The following is a 1,306-nucleotide window of genomic DNA, read 5'->3' as shown; positions in this document are numbered from 1 at the left end:
CCGACCCCCGGATAGTAGACACGGAGGATTTAATCAAGAAGCAGATCTCAGGATAACAGAACCGCGCTCCTCAAACACCACAGGGGCGAGATATTTACACCAGGAATGCCGACGCACCGTGTTGTAACGGGTACACCAGCGGAAAACATCCCGGCGACAGAGCAATTGATTCTCAAAGGTCTTGGAATCCTTCAGGACTTCCCGCTTCATCGCGGCGTTGAAAGACTCGGCCAAAGCGTTATCCGCACTGGTTCCAATTGATCCCATCGACTGCCTGATCCCGAGATTTTTGCAGGTGTCCTGGAATGCACTCGAGGTATACACGCTCCCGTGGTCCGAGTGGAAAATCGCCCCAGTCAGGCTTCCACGCTGGCCCTTAGCCATTTTTAGCGCGTCCTGCACCAGGGAGGTACGCATGTGATCTGCGATAGAAAAACCCACCAACCTGCGGGAATAGCAATCAATGACAGTCGCCAGGTACATATTCGACCCACCCGCGATCGGCAGATAGGTAATGTCTCCGACGTGAGACGCTGGTTAGGCTTGTCGGCGGTGAACTTCCGCTCCACCAGGTCAGGGAACACTGGTTTCTTCTGATCGGACACTGTGGTGGTGACCTTGCGTTTCTTTGTATAGCCGAATAGTTTCAACGAACGCATGATTCGGGCGACCCGCTTATGATTCACCGGTTCATGACCGGTCTGGTCCTTGAGTTCGGCCGTGATCCGTTTGGCCCCATAACAACCCTTTTCGGCGGTGAAGACCGCCTTGACCCGGGCACCGAGGAGAGCGTCGGATATCAGTCGTTTTCTACGGTCTGAACTGCTGTTTTTCCATTTATAATAGGAGGATCTGTTGAGTTTCAGCACCTCGCATAACCGCTTAACTTCAGTGGTTCTTCTGGGTGTTATCAACGAACCGGAAGCGCGGTCATAAGTCTCGTCTCTTCCGCGAAATATTTAGCGGCCTTCCGTAGGATGTCACGCTCTTCCCGCAGCCGGGCGTTTTCGCGTTCTAGTTGACGGATCCGCTCGGCTTCCGTTACTGATGTCGACGCAGGTGAGCCTTGAGAGTTGACCTTGGTGCGGGCCCTGGTGCCATATTCTTTTAACCAATTATGCAAGGTAGCGCGGTTGATCCCGAGGTCGGTGGCGATGGTCTTAAGCGAGGCACCTGGGGAGTTCTCGTAGAGCGCAACGGCGTCGCGCTTGAACTCCTCGGTGTAGGTCTTGCGTGGCATGGTGGCAGATTACCTTTCCCAGCATCATGCTGGTTTCAAGGTGTCCACCAAACGGGGGTCAGGTCC

1 pseudogene is annotated in these 1,306 nt (G+C 54.4%); it reads right to left on the bottom strand.

The annotated features are described in order from the left end of the window. Positions 1-33: 33 nt before the first annotated feature. Positions 34-1,240: pseudogene (locus SFC07_RS13230) on the bottom strand (IS3 family transposase). Positions 1,241-1,306: the final 66 nt, after the last annotated feature.

It is taken from the genome of Corynebacterium callunae, assembly GCF_046592015.1.
Classification (GTDB): domain Bacteria; phylum Actinomycetota; class Actinomycetes; order Mycobacteriales; family Mycobacteriaceae; genus Corynebacterium; species Corynebacterium callunae_A.
Note: the sequence above shows the minus strand (reverse complement) of the source record. Positions and strands in the feature narration are given on the sequence as shown.